Annotated in this window: 18 protein-coding genes; 8 read left to right on the forward strand and 10 right to left on the reverse strand. The window is 72.4% G+C overall.

What is annotated here, in order from left to right:
* Positions 1 to 31: 31 nt before the first annotated feature.
* Together CXQ97_RS01605 and CXQ97_RS01610 are read right to left on the reverse strand one after the other, a co-directional pair.
* The gene (locus tag CXQ97_RS01605) at positions 32 to 1351 is read right to left on the reverse strand and encodes a P-loop NTPase (protein WP_104179088.1); all 1320 of its coding nucleotides are present in this window, start codon (positions 1349 to 1351) and stop codon (positions 32 to 34) included.
* A complete protein-coding gene (locus CXQ97_RS01610; RefSeq protein WP_258062122.1) occupies positions 1348 to 2001 on the reverse strand; it encodes an SAF domain-containing protein in 654 nt (217 codons plus the stop codon). The genes CXQ97_RS01605 and CXQ97_RS01610 overlap by 4 nt, the downstream gene beginning before the upstream one ends.
* 182 nt (positions 2002 to 2183) lie before the next feature.
* On the opposite strand from CXQ97_RS01610, the gene CXQ97_RS01615 reads away from it, so the two are divergent.
* Positions 2184 to 2411, forward strand: coding sequence for a helix-turn-helix domain-containing protein (locus CXQ97_RS01615; protein WP_104179089.1), 228 nt, complete (start codon positions 2184 to 2186; stop codon positions 2409 to 2411).
* A 94-nt stretch (positions 2412 to 2505) separates the two neighbouring features.
* Here CXQ97_RS01615 and CXQ97_RS01620 read toward each other — a convergent pair whose 3' ends face one another.
* Positions 2506 to 3063 carry a hypothetical protein gene (locus CXQ97_RS01620; RefSeq protein ID WP_104179090.1) on the reverse strand — a complete coding sequence of 186 codons (558 nt, stop codon included), beginning with the start codon at positions 3061 to 3063 and terminating at the stop codon, positions 2506 to 2508.
* 115 nt (positions 3064 to 3178) lie between these two features.
* Here CXQ97_RS01620 and CXQ97_RS01625 point away from each other — a divergent pair, with 115 nt between their 5' ends.
* Both CXQ97_RS01625 and CXQ97_RS20045 read left to right on the forward strand, forming a co-directional pair.
* Entirely contained in the window at positions 3179 to 4165 is a 987-nt protein-coding gene (locus tag CXQ97_RS01625; protein ID WP_104179091.1) for a LysM peptidoglycan-binding domain-containing protein, read from the forward strand.
* 212 nt (positions 4166 to 4377) lie between these two features.
* Positions 4378 to 5040: an Rv3235 family protein gene (locus CXQ97_RS20045; RefSeq protein WP_258062123.1), complete on the forward strand. Its 663-nt coding sequence runs from the start codon at positions 4378 to 4380 to the stop codon at positions 5038 to 5040.
* Here CXQ97_RS20045 and secA read toward each other — a convergent pair whose 3' ends face one another.
* From secA to mtrA, 7 genes are all read right to left on the reverse strand, one after another.
* Entirely contained in the window at positions 5041 to 7749 is a 2709-nt protein-coding gene (gene secA, locus CXQ97_RS01635) for a preprotein translocase subunit SecA (protein WP_104179092.1), read from the reverse strand.
* A 119-nt stretch (positions 7750 to 7868) separates the two neighbouring features.
* Complete coding sequence (locus CXQ97_RS01640; protein WP_104179093.1) at positions 7869 to 9089, reverse strand: winged helix-turn-helix domain-containing protein; 1221 nt, start codon at positions 9087 to 9089, stop codon at positions 7869 to 7871.
* Positions 9090 to 9183: 94 nt separating this feature from the next.
* Positions 9184 to 9918, reverse strand: a complete 735-nt coding sequence (raiA, locus tag CXQ97_RS01645; protein ID WP_104179094.1) for a ribosome-associated translation inhibitor RaiA — start codon at positions 9916 to 9918, stop codon at positions 9184 to 9186.
* Between the two features lie 105 nt (positions 9919 to 10023).
* A complete protein-coding gene (locus tag CXQ97_RS01650; protein WP_104179095.1) occupies positions 10024 to 11055 on the reverse strand; it encodes a ComF family protein in 1032 nt (343 codons plus the stop codon).
* 61 nt (positions 11056 to 11116) lie between these two features.
* On the reverse strand, positions 11117 to 12886 hold the full coding sequence (locus CXQ97_RS01655) for an LpqB family beta-propeller domain-containing protein (protein ID WP_104179096.1): 1770 nt from the start codon (positions 12884 to 12886) through the stop codon (positions 11117 to 11119).
* The gene (mtrB, locus tag CXQ97_RS01660; protein ID WP_258062124.1) at positions 12873 to 14681 is read right to left on the reverse strand and encodes an MtrAB system histidine kinase MtrB; all 1809 of its coding nucleotides are present in this window, start codon (positions 14679 to 14681) and stop codon (positions 12873 to 12875) included. The genes CXQ97_RS01655 and mtrB overlap by 14 nt, the downstream gene beginning before the upstream one ends.
* The gene (gene mtrA / locus CXQ97_RS01665; protein ID WP_104179097.1) at positions 14653 to 15330 is read right to left on the reverse strand and encodes an MtrAB system response regulator MtrA; all 678 of its coding nucleotides are present in this window, start codon (positions 15328 to 15330) and stop codon (positions 14653 to 14655) included. Before mtrA ends, mtrB begins: the two co-directional genes overlap by 29 nt.
* 233 nt (positions 15331 to 15563) lie before the next feature.
* On the opposite strand from mtrA, the gene CXQ97_RS01670 reads away from it, so the two are divergent.
* Genes CXQ97_RS01670 through CXQ97_RS01690 form a run of 5 tightly spaced genes read left to right on the forward strand, consistent with a single transcriptional unit; the run spans position 15564 to position 21372 of the window.
* Positions 15564 to 16973: a hypothetical protein gene (locus CXQ97_RS01670; protein ID WP_146069553.1), complete on the forward strand. Its 1410-nt coding sequence runs from the start codon at positions 15564 to 15566 to the stop codon at positions 16971 to 16973.
* A gap of 43 nt (positions 16974 to 17016) precedes the next feature.
* The gene (locus tag CXQ97_RS01675; protein WP_181034940.1) at positions 17017 to 17673 is read left to right on the forward strand and encodes a DUF4129 domain-containing protein; all 657 of its coding nucleotides are present in this window, start codon (positions 17017 to 17019) and stop codon (positions 17671 to 17673) included.
* A complete protein-coding gene (locus CXQ97_RS01680) occupies positions 17670 to 18935 on the forward strand; it encodes a DUF4350 domain-containing protein (RefSeq protein WP_146069554.1) in 1266 nt (421 codons plus the stop codon). The genes CXQ97_RS01675 and CXQ97_RS01680 overlap by 4 nt, the downstream gene beginning before the upstream one ends.
* The gene (locus CXQ97_RS01685) at positions 18932 to 20026 is read left to right on the forward strand and encodes a MoxR family ATPase (RefSeq protein ID WP_104179101.1); all 1095 of its coding nucleotides are present in this window, start codon (positions 18932 to 18934) and stop codon (positions 20024 to 20026) included. The genes CXQ97_RS01680 and CXQ97_RS01685 overlap by 4 nt, the downstream gene beginning before the upstream one ends.
* 53 nt (positions 20027 to 20079) lie before the next feature.
* Positions 20080 to 21372, forward strand: a complete 1293-nt coding sequence (locus CXQ97_RS01690; protein ID WP_104179102.1) for a DUF58 domain-containing protein — start codon at positions 20080 to 20082, stop codon at positions 21370 to 21372.
* Positions 21373 to 21398: the final 26 nt, after the last annotated feature.

Below are 21398 nucleotides of genomic sequence, written 5' to 3' on the forward strand. Positions count from 1 at the left end.
ACGAAATGAAAGGCCGCGTCATTGCGACCTCTTACCGGGGAAGCCTATCCGGCTTGCCTGGAAATCTCACGTCGCGCAGGCGCCGTCCCGGTGTCCGGCGCCGCCTCTCGCCGACGGGCACCTCGGCGAGGTCCGCGATGGCGATTCTGAGCGCCGAGGCCGGCGCCGTCTCCAGCAGGGCGGTGCCGGCCAGCAGGGCCTGATCGGCGGCCGCGTGATCGGCCGGCAGGAAGGCGGTGATGGGCGTCGCCGGCCCGAAGCGCTCCCATGCCTCCCGCAACTGCGCCTCCGGGGAGCGTCCCGCCGCCGGCGCCCGCACCTTGTTGAAGACGACCCGGGGCACGGCGGTCGGCACCCTCTCGGCGAGTTCGGCGAGTGCCTTCACCATGCGTGGGACGCCGATCGCGTCGGCTCCCCCGACGGCGATGACCGAGTCGGCTGCCTCCAGGCAGCGGAGCGCTGCCCCGTTGCGGCGCGGCGCGAGGGTGTCGAAGCTGAGTTCCTCGTCCGCCTCGAGGCAGAATCCGCAGTCCACGACCGTGACGTCGGCGAGGGAACGGGCGGCGTCGAGTACCTGCCCCAGGGCCGCGGGACGCAGCTCGGGCCAGCGGTCCGGGCGCGTGATGCCCGTCAGGACGCGCAGGCGCCCGCCCTTGATGGCGACGCTCACGGCGACCCGGCCGAGCGCCGGGCCGGAGAAGCCGCCCTGGTCGGCGATCCTGCAGGCCTGGGCGAGGCCGGCGGACTCGTCGAGCAGTCCGAGCGACGCCCCGATGCTCGCGCCGTAGGTATCGGCGTCGACCAGCAGGACCGACCCGCCGGCCGCCGCCAGTTCCGCGGCGATGTTGATCGCGACGGTGGTCCGCCCCGGGCTGCCGGACGGTCCCCACACTGCCACGACCCTCCCCTCCCCCGGCCCCTCGACAGGGGAGACGGGCGGGGGCGACGAGGTCTCCGGCAGGTGCAGCGGGTCGGCGTAGGCGAGGGCTCCCCGCCGGTCGGAGCCGTCGCCGATCCTCTCGACGGCACGCGACACCGCCTCGGCGAGCACCTCCGGCTCGACCGCCGAACCCACGTACTCGACCCCGTCGAGGACGTCCGCGACCGGCGCGCCGTCCGTCAGCGCGACGACCGCGACCCCTGCGAACCGCAGGCGGTCGACCAGGGAGGCGGTCAGCCCTGCCGTTCCGGGCGCGATGATGGCCGCCCGCGCGAGACCGGTCTGGCAGGCGGCGACGAGCTCCGGCAGCTCCTGGCAGCGGCGCACGACCGTGACCGGGCCGCGGAGCTGCTCGAGCCCCGGCACGTAGGCGCTCGCCGCAGCTCCGAGCGTGATGACGGGAATGCTCACGAACCTGCACCCGGGTTCAGGACGACGGCGATGCGCGCGTCGTTGGACAGGGCGTCGAGGAGGTCGGGCATCGCCTCGTCGTCGACCAGCACCTGCACCAGCGTCGAGGCGCGGGCGCCCAGGGCCGACTCCCCCACGGTCAGCTCTGCCACCTCGGCGGCCTCGAGCAGGAGCAGGGGCTCCTCGTAGGTGTTCGTGTCGGTCCTGAGCGATACCCAGACGTCGACGCGGTCGCCGGCGGCCGTTCCTGTGGGCAGCGGGTCCTCGACCGAGAGTCCCACGGGCTTCCGGTCCAGCTCATCGGCGCTCCCGAGGGCTGCGGACGGGACCAGCTCGCCCTGCGTGACGAGCCTTGTGGCGACCGCGCCGTCGGGGAGCCCCTCGGAGACGGGCAGATATGCTCCGGCGGCATCGCCCAGGCGGACGGGTACGGCCACGAGGTCCTCGGCGGACAGTGCGGAACCGACCGGGATGTCCCTGCGAGCCGAGTACACCTCTGTAGTGGTGTCCTGGCTGTCCAGCAGTGCGATGACACCGACCGTCGAGGCGAGCACGAGCAGCAGCCCGATGAGGAGGCGCGGGTCCTTCCAGGACGGCTTCTTGAGCCGGGGTGCCTCGCCTGGCAGCCGGGCGCGCGTATCGGTGCTCACTGTCGTCCCCCCACCAGACCGGTGCCGCCCGATCGGGCTGCTCAGTCCTGTCATTCTGGCCCAGCAGGGGGCCGAAAGGAACCGATCGGGCGCAAATCAGGTCAAAGTGTGGAAATCCTCTCCGATCGGCACCGCCGGTGGCAGACTGGAGATCTACCCGCAGTACCAGGAAAGGCGGACCCGTGGCCGAGCGCCGCTTCCTCACCCTCGCCGATGTGGCCGAGGTGCTCAACATCAGTTCATCCCAGACCTACGCCCTCGTCCGGTCCGGCGACCTGCCGGCCATCCAGGTGGGCGGCCGGGGCCAGTGGCGCGTGGAGACCCGGGTCCTCGAGGAGTACATCGCGAAGGCCTACGAGAAGACTGCTTCCGCCCTGCGGAACGACACGGAGAGCACACCGGTCCTCTGACGGGCAGGTGCTCCCGGTGCTTCCCCGCGGCTCTCCGGTGGTGCGATCCGACGGAGCCGGTCGTGACGGAGGGAGTACCGGATCGGTCCTCCGCTCACTCCGCCGGGGCCGCTGACTCCAGCGCATCGATCGCCGCGAACGGCACCGTGAGTGCGTCGCGGACATTCGCTGCACGCCTCTCGTCACCGGTGGCCACCAGCCCCAGTTCGAAGAAGTCCGCCCCGACCCGATCGATCACTCCGGTATGGCGGGCCGCCGACCCCAGCCAGAGCGACACCTGGGCCCTGTCACGGGACAGTGCCCGCAGGGCGGCGCCCAGTCCGAGCCTGGTCCGGACGCCCGCCGGGACCTGACCTACTCCGCGCCCCAGCCCGCGGAGGGACCGCAGTGATGCGAGCGGCACGATGACCGACCTCCCCTCGACCGCCAGCGAAATCCACTGGGACCCGACGTGCGTCAGGGTGCCCGAGAGGAACTGCCCGCCGGTAGTGGAGGCGTCGACGGGGGCGCCTACCTGGCCGAGCAGCCTCTGCACCAGCGTCAGGCGCGACTGCTCCACCCGCGTCCGTTCCCTGATCTCGCTCTCCAGGCCGGCGGCCGTGGCCGATTCCAGTTGCGACTCCAGGTCGTCGAAGAGGGCATCCCACCGCATCCCCCCAACGTAGGGGGCACCCCGGTTTCCGTCAATCGATACAAAACGTCTTCATCGATACCAATCGTAGACAAATGGCATCCAAATAGCTCAAACTGATTGCTCGAGGGGAGGGATGATGAAGAGCAGCGATGCGGCGCAGGCGGGCCTGGTCCTCGTCTGCGGAGGGGTGATGGTGGCGGCGGGACGGTCCCTGGTCGGCGCGCTGCCGGGAGCGCCGGGGATGGAGCGCGTCATCGGCGTCGTGCTGTCGGCGCTGGGCGTCGGGATCGCGGGTCTCTGGGTGCTCGCGTTCGTGGCGGCCGTCCTCGCCGAGCTGCTCGAGCGCCGCGGTGCGTCGTCCGCCGCGACACTCGCCCGACGCTGCAGCCCGGCGGTGCTGCGCCGGATCGCTGCCGCTCTCCTCGGCATCCACCTCCTCGCGGTGCCCGCCGTGGCACAGGCCGCACCGAACGGATCGTCCGGTGGCAGCGCCGTACCCGTCTTGGGAGCGGCTGCAGCGGACGAGACCGCCGGCCCGCGTGCCGGTGACGGCGCTTCGGCGGATCCCGGCGTGCAGGACGTCCCGGGCTCGCCCTGCCGGTCGCCAGTGACCGTCCTCGAACGGGCAGCCGACAAAGCCGGGCATGGCGTACCGTCGACCGCGCCCGGGGGGCCAGTGGAGCCCACGGGGGCAAGCGGTGCAAGCGGTGCAACGGGTGCAACGGGTGCAACGGTTCCGACAGAGCCGACAGAGCCTGTGGGCCCGGCGGACCCTGCCCCGGCACCGGAGGCACGGGCGTCGCCTACCGCCGCCGGACCGCCGCCGTCGCCGGTATCCGACGCCACCCCGGTGTCGCCGGCCTGGGAACCGGCCCCGATGCCCGTCGACGGAGGACTGCTGGTCCGGCCGGGGGCGAGGCCTACGGCCGGCGGGGCCGAGGTCGTCGTGGCTCCGGGGGACTCCCTCTGGTCCATCGTGGCCGTCCGACTGGGGCCGCTCGCGACCGCAGCGGAGGTCGCTGAATCCTGGCCGGCCTGGTACGAGGCCAACCGCGCCGTGATCGGGGAGGACCCGTCCCTCCTGATGCCGGGCCAGGTCCTGGCCGCGCCCCTGCTCTGAGCGGGGCGGGCGGTTCCGGCTTCAGTGCACCTCCGCACGACGGCTCGACCACCCTGCCATCGGCTCGCTCTTGCGCCGGATCCGCGCGACCACCGAGGACCGGAGTGCATGCCCGTCGTTCGCGTCGACACCGCGTCGACACCGCGTCGACGCCGAATCGACACCGCGTGAACCCTGCAGAAGCCAGTGCACACCTCAGGAGAGGACACAGCATGCCTGCCGCGACCCGGCTCCACAGCACCGTGACCACCGGACCCACCGACGCCGGGGGCCTAGGCTCCCTGCTGCCGCCCCCTGACCCGGCCGCCGGTCCGGCACCCGTCGTCGGACCTCGGCCTCCGGGAGACCCGCCGGACCCGGCCGGCCCCGACAGCGGCTCCCGGGAGGCGACCCTCGACGGCGCCCCGCAGGAGACCGCCTTCGACGATGTCATGCCGGCGATCCGGCCCGACGGGGCAGGAGCCCCCGAGGAGGACGGGCGCCGCCGGGAAGCACCCCGGACGGACACGGATCCCGAGGCTGCCCGCCGCATCTCCGGCATCGCGCGGTCCGTGGCGCAGGGGGCGCTCGAGGTGCTGGGCGGGTCCCGCCCCCTGCAGCAGATGGCGCGCTGGCTCGATCCCGAGAACTACGAGCGGCTCCAGCTGCGCGCGAACCTCGTGCGCTGCATCAACGATGCGCCGGGGGGACGGGGCACCACCCTGCCCAGGGCGCACCGCCACATCATCGTCCGCTCCGCACGGGTCTGCTCCGTCGGCCCCGGCATCTACGAGGCGTCGGTCGTCGCGTATGACCAAAAACGGGTCCGCGCCGTCGCTCTCCGGATCGAGCGACGGCGCGGAGCGTGGCGGGTGACCGCCCTGGAGATCGGCTGACTACTTGCGCTTGGCCTTCTTGCCGCCCGCCGGCGCAGCCTGCGTCCTGTTGCGTTCCACGTGCACCTCCGCTTCGCCCTGTGCGTTGGGGGCGATGAAGTTGAGCGTGGCCGGCTTCGCCGGGGCATCGAGCCCGGCGGCCTTGATGGTCGGGGGCTGCACCACGTTCCGCCCGTCTGTCACGCCGGGAAGGCCCGTCTGCGCGGGAGCAGACGTCTCGACCTCGAGGTTGAAGAGGTAGCCGATGCTCTCCTCGCGGATCGACTCCATCATCGCCTGGAAGAGGATGAAGCCTTCGCGCTGGTACTCGACGAGGGGGTCCCTCTGGGCCATGGCCCGCAGGCCGATGCCCTCCTTGAGGTAGTCCATCTCGTAGAGGTGCTCCTGCCACTTCCGGCCGATCACGGAGAGGACGACGCGGCGCTCCAGCTCGCGCATGGTCTGCTCACCGAGGCCCTCCTCGCGTGCCTGGTAGGCGAGCCTGGCGTCGGAGAGGATCTCGCCGTGCAGGAAGTCGCGCGTCAGTCGCGACGTCCCGCCCGCCTCCTCGATGACCTCGTCCGCGGTCAGCGTGATCGGGTAGAGCGTCCTGAGGTTCGTCCACAGCACCTCGTAGTCCCAGTCGTCGCCGTGGCCCAGCTCCGTGGCCTCGTCGACCATCGCCGTGATGACGTCCTCGAGGAAGAACTGGACCTTCTCCTTGAGGTCCCCGCCCTCGAGGATCCTGCGGCGGTCGCCGTAGATGGCCTCGCGCTGGCGGTTCAGGACGTCGTCGTACTTCAGGACGTTCTTGCGCTGCTCGGCGTTGCGTCCCTCGACCTGGCCCTGCGCGTTCTCGATCGCCTTCGAGACGAGCTTGGACTCGAGGGCGACGTCGTCCGGCATGGTGGCGCTGTTCATGATGCGCTCCGCTCCGCCGGAGTTGAACAGCCGCATGAGATCGTCGGTCAGCGAGAGGTAGAACCGTGACCGTCCCGGGTCGCCCTGGCGTCCCGACCGGCCGCGCAGCTGGTTGTCGATGCGCCGCGACTCGTGGCGCTCCGTGCCGAGCACGTAGAGGCCACCGAGATCGCGGACCTCGTCCTGCTCCGCCTTCACGGCGTCCTTGGCGGACTCGAGGGCGCCGGGCCACTCGGCCTCGTACTCGTCGGGGTTGTCCGCCGGGTCGAGCCCGCGCTTCTCGAGGGCGGCGACGGCGTTGAACTCGGCGTTGCCGCCCAGCATGATGTCGGTGCCTCGTCCGGCCATGTTGGTGGCGACGGTGACGGCGCCCTTCCGGCCGGCCTGCGCGATGATGGCGGCCTCGCGTGCGTGGTTCTTCGCGTTCAGGACCTCATGGCGGACTCCCGCCTTTGCGAGCTGCTTCGAGAGGTATTCGCTCTTCTCCACGCTCGTGGTGCCGACGAGGACCGGCTGGCCGGTCTCGTGGCGCTCGATGATGTCCTTGACGACGGCGTCGAACTTGGCGACCTCGTTCTTGTAGATGAGGTCGGAGAGGTCCTGCCGGGCCATGTCCTTGTTGGTCGGGATGGGGACCACGCCGAGCTTGTACGTCGACATGAACTCGGCCGCCTCGGTCTCGGCGGTGCCCGTCATGCCCGAGAGCTTCTCGTACAGGCGGAAGTAGTTCTGGAGGGTGACGGTCGCGAGTGTCTGGTTCTCCGCCTTGATCTCCACGCCCTCCTTCGCCTCGATGGCCTGGTGCATGCCCTCGTTGTAGCGTCGGCCGGCGAGGATGCGCCCGGTGTGCTCGTCGACGATCATGACCTCGCCGTTGAGGACCACATAGTCCTTGTCGCGCTTGAACAGCTCCTTGGCCTTGATGGCGTTGTTCAGGAAACCGATCAGCGGCGTGTTGGCGGATTCGTAGAGATTGGAGATGCCGAGGTAGTCCTCGACCTTCTCGATCCCGTCCTCGAGCACACCCACGGTGCGCTTCTTCTCGTCGACCTCGTAGTCGGCCTCGACGGCCAGCTTCTGGACCACCTTCGCGAACTCGTTGTACCAGCGGTTGACGTCACCGGACGCCTGGCCGCTGATGATGAGCGGCGTGCGGGCCTCGTCGATGAGGATCGAGTCGACCTCGTCGACGATGGCGAAGTTGTGTCCGCGCTGCACGAGCTCGGCCGCACTCCACGCCATGTTGTCGCGCAGGTAGTCGAAGCCGAATTCGTTGTTGGTGCCGTACGTGATGTCGGCTGCGTACTGCTCGCGGCGCATCGCGGGGTCCTGCTTGGAGAGGATGCACCCGCTCGTCAGGCCGAGGAAGCGGTAGACGCGCCCCATCAGGTCCGACTGGTACTCGGCGAGGTAGTCGTTGACCGTGACGACGTGGACGCCCTTGCCGGTCAGGGCGTTCAGGTAGGCGGGGGCGGTGGCCACGAGGGTCTTGCCCTCGCCGGTCTTCATCTCGGCGATGTTGCCGAGGTGGAGGGCGGCGCCGCCCATGAGCTGGACGTCGAAGTGGCGGAGGCCGAGGGTCCGGCTCGAGGCCTCGCGCACGGCGGCGAACGCTTCCGGCAGCAGGTCGTCCAGGGTGGCGCCATCGGCGTAGCGCTTCTTCAGCCGCTCCGTCTCGCCACGCAGCTCTGCGTCGGACATCTCGCGGAATTCGTCCTCGAGGACATTGATCGCGTCAGCGTAGTTCCGGAGTCGCTTCAGTGTCTTCTTATCGCCGGTGCGTAGAACTCGTTCAAGAAGTGATGGCACTGGTATCTGCTCCCAATCTGATGCTGCCCAAAGATGGCGTATCTAGTCTACGTGAGTGACGTCCGGTGCCCCGGTTTTGTTCCCCGTCAGGGACCGACGTCGCCGCACCACGTGTCCGCTCAGAGTAGCCTGCCGACCTGCGCGTTGAGCGCGCCCGCAAGGTTCCCCCGGTCGGCGACGACGACGTCGGCGAGGTTCAGCCATCGCGCGAGCAGGCGAAGCTCGTCGGCGAGCTCGGCTGCCGTGTCCGAGGGGGCGCCGGGCTCCGCGTGGCTCGCCTGCACCATCAGGCGGTTCGCGGCACGGTCGGCCTTCAAGTCCACACGCGCCACGATGGCATCCCGCAGGAGGAACGGCAGCACGTAGTAGCCGTGGATCCGCCGCTCCGCAGGGGTGTAGATCTCGATGCGGTAGTGGACGCCGAAGAGACGGTCGAGCCTTCCCCGATCGAACACCAGGGAATCGAACGGGCTGAGCAGGGCCCTTCCCCGAGCCTGCCGCGGCAGGCTGGCCCGCGCATCGAGGTACCAGGGCTCCGCGCCGCCGTCGACGGCCACCGCCTGCACGGCGCCGTCGCGCACGAGGCCGTCGAGTGCTGCCCGCGTCTCGCGCACCGGTGTTCGGAAGTAGTCGGCGACCGAGCGGGCCGGCGCGACGCCGAGCGCCCCCACGGCCCGCCCCGCCAGCACCGTGAGGGCCTCGGCGCGGTCGGGCTCGGCCGCGGCGAGTGCCGCGTCGGGCAGCACCGAGGCGATGGGTGCGTAGAGGCGTTCGAACTGGGCCGTCCGGCCGGCCGACCCGATCTCGCCCCGCGCGAACAGGTCCTCCAGGACCCGTTTGGCCGCCGTCCATCGCCATCCCCAGCCGTCCGCGGGCCGCGCGGTGTCCGCGCCGAGCCGTCGCTGGATGCCGGCCGCGGTCAGCGGCGTGCCGAGGCCCAGGATCTCGCCGATCCCCGTCTCGAGGGCGCCCCTCTCGTCAGCAGGGACGCTCGTGGCCCCCATCCACGTCCGTCGCTGCCACACCCGCAGGTGCGGGAACAGCTCCGGGGGGACGAGGCTCGCCTCGTGGGCCCAGTACTCGACCAGCCTGCGCGGCCCGCGGGAGAACAGGGCGTCGAGGTCCGCCGGGTCGTAGGAGCCGAGGCGCGAGAACAGGGGGAGGTAGTGGGACCGTGCGAGGACGTTGACCGAGTCCAGCTGGAGCACCTGCAGTCGCTGGACGGCGGAGTTGACGGCACGGCGTGACGACGGCGCCTCGAGGCGCGGCCGGTGCAGGCCCTGCGCGGCGAGGAGGATACGTCTGGCCTGGGCGGTCGTGAGGTGGGGCAGAGTAGGCATGGTCTCCTGCACGGCACTGCCTCCGCGCGGGGCGCGGAGGCAGTGCCGATCGGACTCCGGGAAGCGCCGGGGCGCTTCCCGCTGGCGGTGGTGCCTAGGCGGAGGCGGCCTCCCTGGCCCGGTAGGCGAGCAGCTCCTCGTGGGGCTCCTCGGTGCCTTCGGCACACTTCGAGTCGAGGGTGATCACGCCGTACGTCCACCCCTGCCGCCGGTAGACCACCGAGGGTGCGCCGGTGGCGGAGTCGACGAAGAGGTAGAAATCGTGTCCGACGAGTTCCATGTTGTCGACGGCGTCGTCCAGGGTCATCGGGATGCCGGAGAAGACCTTGCGACGGATCAGCACGGGGGAATCGCCCGCGGGCACGTCGTCCGGCGAGGAGTACGCGTCGATCTCGTCGGGTTGCGCGGCGGGCTGGTCGGTCGTCGGCTCGATGCTCGACGTCTCGAGGTAGAGGGGCTGGGTCGGATCGGCCGGTTCGAGGTCGGCGGTCGCCACCCGGACGGCCACGGGGGTGTGCCGGCCGTGGTGGACCTTCCGCCGGTCCCGCGCCCGGCGCAGGCGCTCGAGGAGTTTCGCGTAGGCGAGGTCGAAGGCCGCGAACTTGTCGGCCGCGGAGGCCTCGGCCCGGACGACCGGGCCCCGGCAGAGGACGGTCAGCTCGACCGTGAGCGAGGTGTCCGCCATGCGCGCACTGGGCTCCTTGGTGATCTTCGCGTCGACGCGCTGCACCTTGTCGCCGAGCTGCTCTATCTTGTCGATCTTCTCCGTCGCGTACTCACGGAAACGGTCCGATACCGCCAGGTTTCGACCATTGATGACAAATTCCATGGTGCCCTCCACATCGCTAGGTGACACGACGACGGCCGAGGCATTGAGCAGAGCCGCCGCCGACGGGTACGGACCATCTCTGGGTACCCGTCTCATCACGGTAGTTCACGCCTGTCCTTTATTCACCCTCCGACGCTCTCGAAATTCCGGTGGCCCGTCGGGTGCCCGATGGGCCACATCGCCTGCTCCGGGGGTCGTCCCGGGATCCCCTCCGGCGGGCGGGGACGTCGCGGCGACGACCACGGCCCCGAGGACCCGCGCGCCGGCGGCGGCCAGCACGCGGTGCACCTCGCCGATCGTCGCCCCCGTGGTCAGGACGTCGTCCACGATGAGGCAGTCCCGCCCCGCGAGCGCCCTGCGCGCGTGTCCGGCGGTGCCCATGGAATGCAGCACGCCGGCCCGCCGTCGCCTCCGGCCGAGGCCCTTCTGACCTCCGCGCAGGCCGGCAAGCACCGCCGACGCGGTGGGGACGAGCGCGGGTACCCCGCCCCGCGCGAAGGCGGCCGTCAGCCGCCGGGTCGCCGGGAGCTGCCGGACCGCGGGGGCGAGGACCGTGGCCGCGGGAAGACGGCCGCTCCGGTCGAGGCGCGACAGGAGCAGCATCAGGGGATCGTAGCCGCGCCTGCGGCGCGACGACGCCCGGGTGGGCACGGGCACCAGCAGGACGGGCCCGGAGGACGGCCGGGCCGCCGCCCCGGCTGCGGCATGGAGCACTCCGCCGAGGGCCGACGCGACGGGTACCGCCAGATCGACGTGCCCGTGGTTCTTGAACGCGAGCAGCACCACGGACACCGCGCTGCCGTACCGGCCCGCCGCGAGGACGGGCAGGGGGCCGAAGGCGGGAGCGCCGGCACCCGGCGCGGGCCGGCCGCGCCCGGGTGCCGTCCGCTCCCCCGGGACGGGGAGCTCGACGTCGGGCAGCGATTCGGCCCCCGCCTCGGCGCGGAACGGTCGCGCGGTCGCCCGCCGGAAGGCACCGAGGCACACCGGGCACAGGGAGGCGTCCCACCGGCCGCAGACCACGCACGACGACGGCAGGACGAGGGCTCCGAAGGCGGAGAGGGCGCGCGCCACGCGCTGGTAGGCCCGGCCGAGGACGAGCGCGTCGAGGAGGCGGGCGGGGGTCGTGGAGCGCATGCCTCCAGCGCATCATGCGTGAACCGGAAGGCCGTCCGCGGGGCCCCCTATGTGGACAGGCCTAGCCCGGGAACGCCGGGTCGCGGACATCCAGCTGCTCGTCCACCCAGCTGCTGCCGATGCGGCGGTAGAGTGTGCCGCCGGCCTGCGCGTAGAGCGTGTCCTCCGCGTCGGCTCCGGCGCTGATGCCGAGCACTCCGGCCAGGGCCGCCATGGTCTCCTGTTCGCCGTCCAGCTGCAGGATGACCGGGGCCGCCTCCTCGTCGGCTCCGAGCGAGGACACGACGATGGTGCTCTGCCCCGCCCAGGCTGCGGTGTCGACGGTCCCCGCCACGGGCAGGGCGAGCGGTGTGGTGAGCGTCTGCGGCGTCCCGTCGGCCGATCGGGTGATCCCGGCGAGAAGCAGCTCGCTCGTCCCGCCGCGGTCCGCGACGATCAGTGCCCGGGAGCCGTCCCGCGAGATCCGCAGCTCCTCCACCCTGCGGTCGCCGAGCCAGGCCGCGGCCAGGACTGCCGCGTTCTCCTCCGTCCCGCCGGGCGGGACGGCCAGGATCGAACTGCGTCCTCCCGAGGCCCTGCTGGTCCATACCCAGTTCTCCGGGTCGAAGGAGGGCCGGGTGAGCCCGGTCCCCGTCACGACCTCGCGGGCCTCGCTGCCCGGCGCCGTCACGAACAGTGCGGTCCCGTCCTCGTCCACGAAGGCGTAGGCGCTCCCCGACACCGAGGCCGCGGGGGTGCGCGGCTTCAGCCCGGCCACGGTGGGCATGCCGTCGATCGGGACGACGGCGCCGTTGCGCACGCGGACCAGTTCCCCGTCCGCGACAGCGACCTGCTCTCCGCCGACGTCGGGTGTCAGCTCGGGGACGACGAGGTCCGGGGCGGGATCACCGAGTTCGATGGGCTGGCCGCTGGTCATCTCCACCGAGGTGACGTCGTTCAGGCCGACCAGGTTCGCGTTGAGTTGCTGGTTCATCTGCTGCAGGCCGAGGTTGGTGGCGTCCTCGAGGACCTCGGACGAGAACTCGACGGACGCCGTGCCGGACGTGATGGGCACCGAGTCCCGGGCCAGCGTCACCCCTTCGGGGAAGGCGCTGGTCACGGAGCCCTGCAGGTAGGGGGCCGGGCCGGCGAGCATGGCGCCGACGATCCTGGCCGTCACGCCGGTCCGCCGCACGAACCAGCGGGCATCGGGGACCCAGTAGCGGTAGTTGCTGCTGTAGAAGTAGAGGTTGTGCGAGATCAGCAGGTCACGGGCGCTGCTCTGGGCGAGCATGATGCCGTCCGGGATCTCGTCGATCCGCCACTCCCCGCCCACCTGCACCATCCGGACGCCGAGCGTCTCCGGGGCCGGGAGCAGGGTGTTCGTGCGCAGGCCCCGCGAGTCGACGGTCCCCGTCGTCTCCAGCTGGATCTGGTAGACCCCCTCGGTCTCGCGCTTCTCGACGCGCGGATCGGACCGGAACAGGACGATCCTCTCCTCGGGTTTCCAGGTCTTCGCCAGTTCGGTGGTGAGGAACTGGCGGGCCACGCTGTACCCGTCACCGGCCCCCGTCCCGGCGGTGATGAAGTCACGCAGGATCCTCTCGGGCGTGGCACCGGGGGCGGGGCCCTCCGGGTCGAAGGCGGGCGCGACGGCGTCGACCTCCGCGTCCGCCGCGGGGATCACTCCGACGGGACCCCTCGTGGGGATCGCCGAACAGGCCGTGAGCACCAGGAGGCACACCACCAGCAGGGCGGCGACGAGCGCCCCGGGCGTCCTGCCGGGGGCGGAGGCGGGGGGACGTGATCGACCGGTGATCCGGTCGCCGAGCCTGGTCCTACTGCGTCGCATTGCTCTCCCTCGCTTCGGTCCCGGTGCCGTCCGGTGCTCCGTGCCGGTACTCCCGTGCTGCGGCCTCCGCCCGGCCCTCCGACGCCGCGGGCGGCAGGGCCAGGGGGGACGACGCCAGCTCGGCGCCCTGGTGCCGCGGCAGGGTCAGCCGGAAGCACGCGCCCTCGCCCGGCAGTCCCCATGCCTCGAGCCACGCGCCGTGCAGCCGCGCGTCCTCGGTCGCGATCGACAGCCCCAGACCGCTGCCTCCCGTGGTCCGGGCACGCGCGGGGTCGGCCCGCCAGAACCGGTCGAAGACGCGGGAGGCCTCGAGCGGTGTCATCCCGATCCCGTGGTCGCGCACGGCGACCGCGACGGCCTCGGGGTTGCAGGCGATGTGGACCTCCACGGGCCGCCCCTCGCCGTGCTCGAGCGCGTTGACGATCAGGTTGCGCAGGATCCGGTCGATGCGGCGGGCATCGGCGTCGGCGATGCACCGGGATCCGGCGGACACGATGGACAGGTCGGTGCCGAGCCTCTCGGCGAGGGGACGCGCCCCGTCGATCGCGTGCTGGACGAGCTGCGCGATGTCGACCGATTCCGCTTCCAGCTCCGCGGCCCCGGCGTCGAACCGCGAGATCTCCAGCAGGTCCGCGAGCAGGGCCTGGAACCGCTCCACCTGGTCGAAGAGGATCTCCGCGGACCGCTTGTTCACGGGATTGAACTCGTCGCGCGCATCGTGCAGGACCTCCGCCGCCATCCGCACCGTGGTCAGGGGCGTCCTGAGCTCGTGGGACACGTCGGAGACGAAGCGCTGCTGCATCTGGGACAGCTGCGCCAGCTGGGTGATCTGGTCCTGCAGGTTGCCCGCCATGCGGTTGAAGGAGGCTCCGAGCCGGGCCACCTCGTCCTCGCCGGTGACCTCCATGCGTTCCTGGAGCTGCCCGGCGGCGAGCTTCTCCGAGACGGACGCCGCATGGCCGACCGGCAGCACCACGCTGCGCGTCACGTACCAGGTGACGCCGCCGATGACGAGCAGGAGGACGACACCCGCCAGCCACAGGACGCCGTGGATGTAGTCGAGGGTGGCCTGCATGGAGGAGAGGTCGTAGTACACGTACAGGGCGTAGGGGCTGCGTTCGGGTGGCAGCTGGACCTGCGTGCCGAATGCGATGCCCGGCGCGTCCGGGTCGCCGTCCTGCGTCACGGGGATGGTGATCGGCGCCCAGTAGACGTCCTGGCCCCCAATCACCGCCTGCTGGAGGTCGTCCGGGAGCATGCCCGCCGTCGCCCCGTCCTGGGTCACCGTCGTCGGGATGAACAGCCCTTCGTTGCCGGTGATCGGTACCAGCATGGCCTGGCGTGGCGCGTTGGTCCTGCTCCCGACGATGGCGTTGACGGAGTCCAGTACCAGCCGGCTCGTCGTGTCCCGGTCCGTCGCCGAGGAGTCCCGGAAGACGGCCTTGGTGGAGATGAGGGCGGAACGGGCCTCCGCGCTGAACTGGTCGAAGCGCTCGTCGTAGAGCGCGCTCGCGATCTGGTTGGAGAGGAAGCCGCCGACGGCCACGAAGGACACGGAGGTGAGGAGCATCGTCGCGACGACGGTGCGGAACTGCAGCGATCGACGCCAGCTGCGCGCGACGGCACGGAGCGAGGCACGGACGCGATCGGCCCCGTCCTGCAGCCGGCGGCCGGCGGGTGGCGACGCGACGCCGTCGGGTACCGGGGACGAGCCGTCCAGCGGTGGACTGCCGGGATCGGGGGCACGGAAGCCCGCGCCCGCGGCGTCAGCCCTGCCCGGCCTTGTAGCCGACACCACGCACCGTCAGGACGATCTCGGGTGCCTCGGGATCACGCTCGATCTTCGAGCGCAGCCGCTGCACGTGGACATTGACGAGCCGGGTGTCGGCGGCGTGCCGGTAGCCCCAGACCTGTTCGAGGAGCAGTTCGCGGGTGAACACCTGCCACGGCTTGCGCGCCAGGGCCACCAGGAGGTCGAACTCGAGGGGGGTGAGCGAGACCCGCTCGCCCCCACGGGTGACCTCGTGACCGGCGACGTCGATGCCCACGTCACCGATCCGGAGCGTCTCCGGGGCCTTCGACTCGGCCGGACGCAGCCGGGCGCGCACGCGGGCCACGAGTTCGGCCGGCTTGAAGGGCTTGGGGACGTAGTCGTCGGCACCGGACTCCAGGCCCCGGACGACGTCGGACGTGTCCGACTTCGCGGTCAGCATCACGATGGGGAGGTCCGATTCGCTGCGGATCTGACGGCACACCTCGATGCCGTCCATGCCGGGCAGCATCAGGTCCAGCAGCACGAGGTCCGGCTGGGTCGAGCGGAACACGCCGAGCGCGGCTGCGCCGTCGGCGCAGAAGACGGGGTCGAATCCGTCGTTGCGGAGGACGATGCCGATCATCTCGGACAGGGCCTCGTCGTCGTCGATGACCAGTATGCGAGCCTTCATACCCCCATACTGTCCCATCGGACGTGCAAAGTCCCATCAGCCCCACCGTGTGCTGCGTCGGGAGGGTGCAGGAGCGGTACGGGAGCGGCCCCGGGCCCGCCCTGGACCGGCGCGGGCGCGGGCGCGGACCGCGACGGGACCGGCCGGCAAAAGGGCGGGCACGGGTGCCCGGCCTATGATGCAGGTGGGGAGCCGCGGACGGACCTCCCCGGAGCATCGACCAAGGGGACGCCATGAGTGATCAGGTGAAGGGTCAGCCGGACGACGGGACACCGGGAGGCGCACAGGGAGGCGTGCCGGGTGGGCACGGTGGCGACGATGCATCGGCCCGCCGCGCCGCCGTCCCGGCGGAGTGGCAGTCGCCCGGCACCGAAGCTCAGGACACCCAGGGCCGGCCCGCGCAGTCCTGGCCGTCCCCTGCCCCGCCGCAGGACCCTTCGACCCGGCCCGGCGGCTGGGGCCCCTACCCGCCGCAGAACCCGGGCGTGCAGCCCGGCGGCTGGGGCAACCCCTACCCGCCGCAGGGCCCGGGCGCGCAGCCCGGCGGCTGGGGCCAGGGCTACCCTCCTCGAGGGCCGGGCCCGACGACAGGACCCTACGGCGGCCGTCCCCTCCCTCCGGGCCCCCTGTACCAGGCGCCGCCCAAGCCGGGCGTCATCCCGCTCCGGCCGCTGGGACTCGGCGAGATCCTCGACGGGGCCTTCCAGGCGTGCCGGAAGAACCCGCTGGCCACCTTCGGCATCGCGATCCTCCTGCAGGCCGTCGTCGCGCTGGTGACCGTGCTCCTGCTGGGGAACGTCCTCTCGTCCTTCGAGGCGCTCGAGGCCGAGAACCCGACGCCCGACAGCATCATCGCGGCGGCCGCCGGCTTCGGCGTCGTCGCCACCGTGTCGGGCGTGGTGTCCGCCGCGGCGCTGCTCGTCCTGCAGGGCATCCTCGTCGTCCCGATCGCCCGCGCCGTCATCAACCAGCGGACGTCCTTCGGCCAGGCATGGCGGCTCGCCCGCCGCCGCATCCTCCCGCTCCTCGGGTTCGGCCTCCTCTCCTTCGCCGCCGGCCTCGTGGGCCTCGTCCTCGTGGTGGGGATCTCGGCGCTGGCGGTCCTGGGACTGGAGGAGTACTCGGCCCTCGTCATCGTGCCGCTCGTGCTCGGCGCCGTGGCCCTGCTGGTGTGGGTGAGCATCAAGGTCGTGGTCGCGCCCGCGACCCTCATGCTCGAGGGGACCGGACCGTGGACGTCGATCAAGCGGTCGTGGGCACTCACCCGCGGCAACTGGTGGCGGACGTTCGGCATCGTCCTGCTGACGAGCATCATCGTGTCGATCATCGCGTCCGTCATCTCCGCACCCCTCACCTTCGCCGTCTCGCTGATCGTCGGCTTCGGTTCCACGACCTCCGCGACACCCGACGTCCTGGATTCGCTGCCCGTGCTCCTCGCCACGCAGGCCATCACGGCCCTCTTCTCGGCCATCGGCTACGCCTTCCAGGCGGGCGTGACCTCCCTGCTGTACGTCGACCTGCGCATCCGCCGCGAAGGCTTCGACGTCGTCCTCATGCGTGAGCACGAACGGGCGGGATCCGGGCCGAGCGACATCGTGCCCGGCGGCACCTCGTTCGGGCACCAGCCGGGAGCACCTGCGTGACGCGAGTCCCTCCCGCTCCCCCGCCGGCCGGACGGCGCCGCTCGTGAGGGCCGCCCCGCACGCGCTGGTCGCACCGGATGCGGACGAGGCCCGTCGGCTGCTGCAGGACGAGCTGGCGAGACCCGCCTACGTCGAGGCCCAGCCCAACATCTTCGAACGCCTCCTCGCCGACGTCCTGCGCAGCATCGGCAGGCTCCTCGACGGGGTGGGCGGCCTGGGCCCCGGGCCCGGGACGCTGGTGATCGCCCTCGGCGCGGTGCTGCTCGTCGTCGTCGCGGTCGTGCTCGTCAGGCCGCGCCTCAATGCGCGCGGGCAGAAGCAGGAGGCCGCGGTCTTCGAGGACGGCGCGCGGCGCGCGGCCGAGCACCACCGCCGCCGGTCCGCGGCGCTCGCGTCCGGCCGCGACTGGAACGGTGCCGTGGCCGAACTGCTGCGCGCCGTCATCCGGTCGGCGGAGGAGCGTGTCGTCGTCGACGAGCAGCCCGGCAGGACGGCCTCGGAGGCGGCGGGGCAGCTGGGGTCCGCGTCCCCGTCCCTGGCGCCGGACATCACCTGGCTCGCCGACCTGTTCAACGAGACCCACTACGGCAGCGGCACGGCCACGGCGGACGACTACCGGCGTGCCGCCGACGTCGACGCGCGGTTCCTCGCCGAACGGCCCGGAGCCGGGAGCACCACGACCCCGGCGGCACCACGATGAGCGACGCGCGGCCGGCGGCAGCCCGGCCCGCCGCAGGGCCCGTTCCCGCGGGGTCCGTCCCCGCGCCGGGCGGGGGGTCGGGTGCGCCACGGGTCGAGGTCATGGGCGACGGCGGGAGCGCGCTGGGGACCGCCCGGCGGCGCCTCCGGCGGTCCCTGCCCCTGCTGGCGGGGGCGATCGTCCTCGCGGTGATCGTCCTGCTCAACCTCCTGCCCGGCCCGGAGGAGGACGACGGACCGCTCTCCCCCGGCAATCCCGCGCCCCAGGGTGCGCGGGCGGTGGCGGAGGTCCTCGCAGCCCGGGGCGTCGACGTCGTACGCGTCGACTCGTTCGGCGAGGCGCTCGACGAACTGGACGAGGCGCCGGCCACGCTGTTCCTCAACGACGCGCGGCAGTACCTGAGCGCCACCCAGGTCGCCGGGCTGGCGGAGGCGTCGGAGCGCACGGTCCTCGCCGGACCGGGCGCCCGACAGCTGACGGCCCTGGACGAGGAGTTCACACTGCTCGGCCCCGCACCCCTCGACTTCGGCGACCCGCCGGCACTGCCCGCGGCGTGCGCCGACGACGCGGCCACGGTGGCGGGCACGCTCTCCGCGACGGGGACGGCCTACACGGGCCCTGTCGAGTGCTTCCCCACCACGATCGACGGCGTCCCGGGCGGCCTGTACACGACGAGCTCGGACGGATCGGTCGCCGTCCTCGGGGCGCCGTCGATCCTGTCCAACGAGTCGATCGTCGACGAGGGCAACGCGGCCCTCGCCCTGCGGGCGCTCGGGACCGACCCGACGCTCGTCTGGTACGAGCCCACCGGTGCGGACGTCGCCTCGAGCGGCGAGGGCATCGACCCGCGGACCCTCCTGCCCCCGTGGCTGGATCCGCTGCTGGTGTGGCTGCTCGTGTGCGGAGTCCTTGCGATGGCCTGGAAGGGCCGACGCCTCGGGCCGCTGGCGGTGGAGCCGTTACCCGTCGTCGTCCGCGCGGCCGAGACGGCGGAGGGGCGCGCCCGGCTCTACCAGGACTCCCGGTCGGTGGCGCATGCCGCGGCGACCCTCCGGGCGGCGGCGCTCACCCGGATGGCCCGCCGGCTCCGGGTGGACCGCTCCGCCCTGCCGGGCGAGATCATCGACGCCGCGGCCCGCCACAGCGGACGGCCCCGCATCGACCTCGAGCGGCGGCTCCTCGGCCACACCCCGACCACCGAACGCGAGCTTGTGCTCTGGGCACAGGAGATCCTCGACCTCGAGAAGGAGATTCGACCATGAACGATTCCGTCGGCCGGCAGGACGGGTCCGCGCAGGCGCCCGCCATCACCCCCGGCGCCTCCCAGGCGATCCGCGTCGTGGAGCGGGACGAGGCGCCCGGCCAGGTATCCGGCCGGACATCCGGCCGGGCGGACCACGACGGCGAGACGGCGCGGGCTGCGCTCCTGCGGGTACGCGCGGAGGTCGGGAAGTCGATCGTGGGCCAGGACGCAGCCGTCACCGGGCTCCTCATCGGGCTGCTGGCCGACGGGCATGTGCTGCTGGAGGGCGTGCCCGGCGTCGCCAAGACCCTCCTCGTCCGCACCCTGGCCACCGCGCTGGACCTCGACACGAAGCGCGTGCAGTTCACGCCGGACCTCATGCCCGGCGACATCACCGGCTCGCTGATCTACGAGTCGAAGACCGGTGAGTTCACCTTCCGCGAGGGCCCCGTCTTCACGAACATCCTCCTCGCCGACGAGATCAACCGCACGCCGCCGAAGACGCAGGCGTCACTGCTCGAGGCGATGGAGGAACGCCAGGTCTCGGTCGACGGCGTCTCCCGCCGCCTGCCCGCCCCCTTCATCGTCGCCGCTACGCAGAACCCGGTGGAGTACGAGGGCACGTACCCCCTGCCCGAAGCGCAGCTCGACCGCTTCCTGCTCAAGCTCACGCTGCCCCTGCCGGGACGCGACGACGAGATCGAGGTCATCCGCCGCCACAGCGTCGGCTTCGACCCGCGCGACCTTGGGGCGGCCGGCGTCCGGGCCGTCGCCGGCGCCGAGGACATCGACCGCGCCCGCGCAGCAGTGGCGCGCGTCGCGATCGCTCCGGAGGTCCTCGCCTACATCGTGGACATCGCCCGGGCCACGCGGTCCTCGCCGTCGTTCCAGCTCGGGGTGTCGCCCCGCGGTGCCACGGCCCTGCTGAACACGTCACGCGCCTGGGCCTGGCTCTCGGGCCGGTCCTTCGTCACCCCCGACGACGTCAAGGCCCTCACGCTCCCGGCGCTCAGGCACCGTGTGGCGCTGAGACCCGAGGCGCAGATGGACGGCGTCGGCGTCGACGACGTGCTCGGCGGCATCCTCGCCACCGTCCCCGTCCCGCGGTAGCGCGCACCCACCCGCACCGGTCGCCGCCGCGGCCGAACCCGAGAGGAGCTCCAGTGGTAGTCACCGGCCGCCTCGTCCTGCTGGCGCTGCTCGGCGTCGTGCCGGTCATCCTGTACCCGGGCGCGACGTCGATCCTGCTGTGGGCGGCGCTCCTCGCCGCCCTGGCCGGCCTCGACGTCTCCCTCGCGGCGTCCCCCCGCCGGGTGGGGATCGTCCGCGAGCTCCCCGACGGCGTCCGGCTCGGCGAGGAGTGCCGGAGCTCCCTGCTGGTGCGCAACGACACGCGCCGGCCGCTGCGGGCCACCGTGCGCGAGGCCTGGCAGCCCTCGGCGGGCGCCGGCGATCCCGAGCAGGTGCTCCTGGTGCCGCCCGGAGAGGTGCGCCGCATGGCGGTCCTCCTGCGCCCGACACGCCGCGGCGTCCTCCGCGTGGAGACCGTGACCGTCCGCAGCGCCGGTCCGCTGGGGGTCGCCGCCCGCCAGCTCACCGTCCCGGCGCCGGGCGTGCTCCGGGTCCTGCCGGCCTTCACCTCGAAGCGCCACCTGCCCTCCAAGCTCCGCCGCCTGCGCGAGCTGGACGGCCGGTCCGCCGTGCAGATCCGGGGAGCGGGCACGGAGTTCGATTCCCTGCGGGACTACGTCCGGGGCGACGACGTCCGCTCCATCGACTGGCGTGCGACGGCCCGACGGCGCGATACCGTGGTGCGGACCTGGCGTCCGGAGCGGGACCGCCGCGTCGTCGTCGTGCTCGACACCTCGCGTACGTCGGCCGCGCGGGTGCTCGACGAACCACGCCTCGACACCGGGATCGAAGCAGCGCTGCTGCTGTCCGTCCTCGCAGAGCGCGGCGGCGACAAGGTGCACTTCCTGGCGTTCGACCGCCGCCTGCGGGCCCGCGTGGACTCGACCGCGAAGGGCAACCTGCTCGGCTCGCTCGTGACGGCGATGGCGCCGCTGGAGGCCGAACTCATCGAGGCCGACTGGTCCCGCGTCCCGGCGCAGGTGCGCGCGGCGTCGCCCCACCGCAGCCTCGTCGTCCTCCTGACCTCCCTCGATGCGGGCGCCGTCGAGGAGGGCCTGCTGCCGGCGCTGCCGGCCCTCACCGGGCGTCACGTCGTCGTGATCGCCTCGGTCCGTGACCCGCGGCTGGAGGAGATGGCGTCGGACCGGTCGACGGCGGCGGCGACGTTCCGCGCTGCGGCAGCCGAACGCGCCCTGCTGGACCGCGCGGCGGTGGCGGACCAGCTCCGCCTCGTCGGCGCCGAGGTCGTGGACGCGGTGCCCGCCGACCTCCCGCCGCTGCTCGCGGACGCGTACATCAGGCTCAAGGCGGCCGGGCGCCTCTGAGGGCGGCGCCCCGCCACCGGCCGGGC

Origin of the sequence: Arthrobacter sp. B0490, from assembly GCF_002929355.1 — a bacterium.
Classification (GTDB): Bacteria; Actinomycetota; Actinomycetes; order Actinomycetales; family Micrococcaceae; genus Arthrobacter_D.

What these genes read in the sequence shown, in the direction of transcription:
- CXQ97_RS01670 (WP_146069553.1), top strand. Translation starts at nt 15,564, where the DNA reads ATGAGTGATCAGGTGAAGGGTCAGCCGGACGACGGGACACCGGGAGGC.
- raiA (WP_104179094.1), bottom strand. Translation starts at nt 9,918, where the DNA reads ATGGAATTTGTCATCAATGGTCGAAACCTGGCGGTATCGGACCGTTTC.
- CXQ97_RS01680 (WP_146069554.1), top strand. Translation starts at nt 17,670, where the DNA reads ATGAGCGACGCGCGGCCGGCGGCAGCCCGGCCCGCCGCAGGGCCCGTT.
- mtrA (WP_104179097.1), bottom strand. Translation starts at nt 15,330, where the DNA reads ATGAAGGCTCGCATACTGGTCATCGACGACGACGAGGCCCTGTCCGAG.
- CXQ97_RS01650 (WP_104179095.1), bottom strand. Translation starts at nt 11,055, where the DNA reads ATGCGCTCCACGACCCCCGCCCGCCTCCTCGACGCGCTCGTCCTCGGC.
- CXQ97_RS01620 (WP_104179090.1), bottom strand. Translation starts at nt 3,063, where the DNA reads ATGCGGTGGGATGCCCTCTTCGACGACCTGGAGTCGCAACTGGAATCG.
- CXQ97_RS01685 (WP_104179101.1), top strand. Translation starts at nt 18,932, where the DNA reads ATGAACGATTCCGTCGGCCGGCAGGACGGGTCCGCGCAGGCGCCCGCC.
- CXQ97_RS01625 (WP_104179091.1), top strand. Translation starts at nt 3,179, where the DNA reads ATGATGAAGAGCAGCGATGCGGCGCAGGCGGGCCTGGTCCTCGTCTGC.
- CXQ97_RS20045 (WP_258062123.1), top strand. Translation starts at nt 4,378, where the DNA reads ATGCCTGCCGCGACCCGGCTCCACAGCACCGTGACCACCGGACCCACC.
- CXQ97_RS01640 (WP_104179093.1), bottom strand. Translation starts at nt 9,089, where the DNA reads ATGCCTACTCTGCCCCACCTCACGACCGCCCAGGCCAGACGTATCCTC.
- CXQ97_RS01655 (WP_104179096.1), bottom strand. Translation starts at nt 12,886, where the DNA reads ATGCGACGCAGTAGGACCAGGCTCGGCGACCGGATCACCGGTCGATCA.